The sequence below is a fragment of the Phytobacter sp. V69 genome, from assembly GCF_965644215.1.
GTDB lineage: Bacteria > Pseudomonadota > Gammaproteobacteria > Enterobacterales > Enterobacteriaceae > Phytobacter.
The window spans coordinates 1-3,533 of sequence record NZ_CBFFRL010000317.1 but is presented as its reverse complement, the minus strand read 5'-3'; the positions used below and the strand labels follow the sequence as shown (position 1 = coordinate 3,533).

The following is a 3,533-nucleotide window of genomic DNA, read 5'->3' as shown; positions in this document are numbered from 1 at the left end:
AGTCATGATAATAGGGCCTTCTGATTAGAAGGCCCTATTATCAATGATTTTTATCCTCGTGACGACACTATCTAGCACCAGGACGGCAACAATAGCGGCGACGCCGACGTAGAAGGTGCGCTAGGAGACGCTGTTGGCAAACAACTGGTGCAGAATCAGCGGGGTGACAATCATCCCGACGCCAAACATGGCGTTGGAAATATTGAACATCATCCCGGCTTTGTCTTTATAGAAGGTCGGGATCACGGTCACGATGGAGACCATCATCGAGCCAATGCCCAGGCCAATCACCAGATAAAAGCCAAAGAACAGCGCTACGGTGTAGGCCAGGCTGGTGCCCATCAGGCCGACAATCATCAGCAGCGAGCCGACCAACATCATGATTTTCAGACCTTTTTTATCGGTCAGGTAGCCGGTCAGCAGGCTGGAAATCAGAAAGCCAATCTGGAACAGGGTGATCAACGTCCCCACCTGGCCCATATTGAGGTCAATGCTGTGCTGCACCTGTTCGAGAATCAGCCCCTTAGTGTTCTGAATCCCGCCCAGCAAAAACATGGTCATAAACAGCAGGAAAAAGACTTTCCATTTTTGTGCGTTGGTCATTTTTCAGTTCCCTTTTGTTGTTCGTATTTTCCGATGGCGTCGAACAGTTCCTGTTCCGCCCATCCGTAGCAGTAATAGAGTAGGTCATCGCAGGCGCTGGCCTCTGCGGCGCGTACCGCTTCCAGCAGTTGATCTGGCGGCAGGTTCCACATCTGTATGCCGCTGAAAATAAAGGTGCCTTCCTGGGAAAGCTGGCGTACCCGGTCGTTTTGTTCTTTGACGAAACTTATCGGGAAGCCGGAGGCTTTAAAGTCCTCGTAGCTGAGCGTATAGGGCAGATTGAACAGCTTTTTGAACGCGTCGAAGGCGGGTTCATACGCGGCTTCATCGCTGGCAAAGAAATTCACCAGGCCCTGCACGTCCGCGCCACCGCCGAGTTTGTGGTAGGGGAAGTGTTTCAGCGTGCCGGAAAGACGTGTCAGTTCGCGGTAATCCTGCCCGAGGATCCAGCTGTAGGCGGGCGGCCACAGATCGAGCCAGAAATGGATATCGCCAATGTTTTCCTTCGCACTTTTCAGGATACGTTCGACCAGCCCGGTAACGCTTTGCTGACGAAACGCAATCCAGCTGGCAATGACGGGGTTATCGCGAAAAGCCTCGACGGGATAAGCAAAATTCCCCCCGGCAAGCGCGGCGGCGATCTTATCCAGCTCGTCTTTGACCACCTCTGGCGCGAGTCCCTGTGCTTTCATGGCCTGCTGGCAGTGCGGGCAGAAGCAGGTAAACAGCCCGGCGGGATTGACCTCTTTGCCGGCCCAGTCAGGGAAGCGGATGCGGTCAATCAGGAAGTTGTCGTAACCGTAAATTGCTTTAATGCGGCTGAACGTTTTTTGCCAGTAATCCGCCACATCCGGCGCATTGGGGCACAGCCAGTATTTGATGACCCGCCCGCGATAATCAATGACCTGGTTATTGGCGATATCGCCCGCGAAATCCCCGTTCAGGATGTTCACCCAGGGAATGACCTTATAGCGACTGCCTTCGGTCGCCTGCTGAACCAGGCGCAGAGGGTCATCACCCGCCAGCACGCCGGGATCGATTTTTTGTTGCAGACGCGTATCCGGATTATCGATATCGACGTGCAGCATGCCGTTGCCCATCACCGACTCGTGCACCGGGTTATGCGGTAATATGCCAACCGGATACGGGTTACGTTCAAAGATGGTATTTAGCTCGACAAATAAATGCTCAACGTTCTGCATGCCGTCTATTCGCTGCAAAATGTTGTCCATTCCTTCGTCCAGAATATCGTGCGGATGCAAATGGATTCCTGCCATTATGTTCTCCTTGTCGTCGGGTGACTGGCACTAATTAATTTGTGCTTCTGGCATAAATTGAATTGCGGGATAAATAGAAGAAAGCGCCAGAATGGCGATGCCATAGAGGGGGGCTTTCTCGCGTAATTCTGATAATTCCACGGTGACGTGGGTATTGGTGAAAAGTTGCCTGTCGAGAATCGCCTGCACGCGGGGCAGGAAATATTCAGCAGCGTGGGTGACGCCACCGGTTAACACCACTTTTTCCAGGTTCGCCATCGCGACCAGGTTAATAATCCCCATGGCTAAATAATCGGCCATCTCATCAAGCAGCGCGCAGGCCAGTGGGTCGCCCTCACGCACATGCGTCATCATCTTTTCCAGCGAGAGCGTCTGGTTTGTCAGCTCTTTCAAACGGTCGCTGATGCCGGAGCCGGAGCAGTAGCTTTCAAAGCAGCCTTTATCGCGCCAGTTTTTATAAAGCTGGTCGCGGTTAAAGATCATGTAGCCAATCTCGCCCGCCGCGTTTCTGGCGCCGCGAATGATTTTGCCGTCCATCAGCAGCGCTGAACCTAAGCCTGTGCCAATGCCAATCAGCGCGGCGCTGTTGCTGTCACGGCATTTACCGCACCACATCTCGCCAACCAGCGCGGCACGGATGTCATTTTCCAGTACCACCGGCAGATACAGACGCTTTGTTAGCTCATCCGCCAGAGGAAGGCTGGACCAGTCCGGTAGATTCGGCGAGCCTTCCAGCACCACACCGTTATTGATATCGATTATGCCGGGCGTGGCGAGGCCAATAACGCCGATGCGACGGCGTTCAACGCCGCTTTCCACAATGAAGCTGGCGATGCTGTTGGATAACTGGTCGAGAAAGGCGTCGCGATCGTCTGTTTCATACGTCGTTTCGCGTCTTTCATGCAAAATAGTGGCGTCCAGATTAAACAGCGAAAGGGTAATTTTCGTGCCACCCAGATCGATGCCGATCCCCAGCCTGGCATGCGGATCAAAATGAATCAGAATGCCTTTTCTTCCCTGCCCGGTTTGTTCGCTGATGCCGCCTTCGAAAATGATTTTCTCCAGCAGTAAGTCGTTAATGATTTCCGAGACGGTCGCTTTGGTCAGTCCGCTGATTTTGGCGATTTGCGCTCGTGATAATGGGCCTTGCTCACGAATGATATTGAGCACGAGCGTTGCGTTCATCTGGCGTAAGGTATTGGGAACCATCGGCGTCATACTGAATGCCCTTTAGTTTGCTTTCCATACTTAATCGTAATTTTTAACCGATTACGATGTCCTTTTTTGCGTATTTATTGCCAGGAAAGGTATTCGTGTAAAGCATTTTTACGTATTTAGTTTGTATTCCATACTAATTTGGTGAATCCCGTCACAGGTTTATTTTCGCTGTCTTTCTCTTATTCGCCTTATGAATATATGGCGGTTCTGGTGTTTGTTTTTTAAATATTTATATGCGTTACTTAAGATTATTCATTATATATATAGTGAATGTTCTTAAGGATATTAATTTGCTATTCGCGAATTCAGATAATAAGTGCAACGCTCGGACATGATTGTGGAGAGTGTAGGAGGAAGGGTTAACCGCGAATTCAGATAATAAGTGCAACGCTCGGACATGATTGTGGAGAGTGTAGGAGGAAGGGTTAACTACCG

Annotated in this window: 3 protein-coding genes; all 3 read right to left on the bottom strand. The window is 51.0% G+C overall.

All coding sequences use genetic code 11. The features are described from left to right. Nucleotides 1-120: 120 nt before the first annotated feature. The 3 genes from ACSZPU_RS24365 to ACSZPU_RS24355 are packed head-to-tail and all read right to left on the bottom strand — an operon-like array spanning nt 121 to nt 3,098. Nucleotides 121-603: an MFS transporter gene (locus tag ACSZPU_RS24365; RefSeq protein ID WP_499004146.1), complete on the bottom strand. Its 483-nt coding sequence runs from the start codon at nt 601-603 to the stop codon at nt 121-123. Further along, nucleotides 600-1,880 (bottom strand): hypothetical protein, encoded by a 1,281-nt coding sequence (locus ACSZPU_RS24360; RefSeq protein ID WP_499004145.1) that lies wholly within the window; start codon nt 1,878-1,880, stop codon nt 600-602. Before ACSZPU_RS24360 ends, ACSZPU_RS24365 begins: the two co-directional genes overlap by 4 nt. A 30-nt stretch (nt 1,881-1,910) precedes the next feature. Next, complete coding sequence (locus tag ACSZPU_RS24355) at nt 1,911-3,098, bottom strand: ROK family transcriptional regulator (protein WP_499004144.1); 1,188 nt, start codon at nt 3,096-3,098, stop codon at nt 1,911-1,913. Nucleotides 3,099-3,533: the final 435 nt, after the last annotated feature.

Excerpts from the sequence above, each read along its gene's own strand:
- ACSZPU_RS24365 (WP_499004146.1), bottom strand. The coding sequence starts at position 603 with ATGACCAACGCACAAAAATGGAAAGTCTTTTTCCTGCTGTTTATGACC.
- ACSZPU_RS24360 (WP_499004145.1), bottom strand. The coding sequence starts at position 1,880 with ATGGCAGGAATCCATTTGCATCCGCACGATATTCTGGACGAAGGAATG.
- ACSZPU_RS24355 (WP_499004144.1), bottom strand. The coding sequence starts at position 3,098 with ATGACGCCGATGGTTCCCAATACCTTACGCCAGATGAACGCAACGCTC.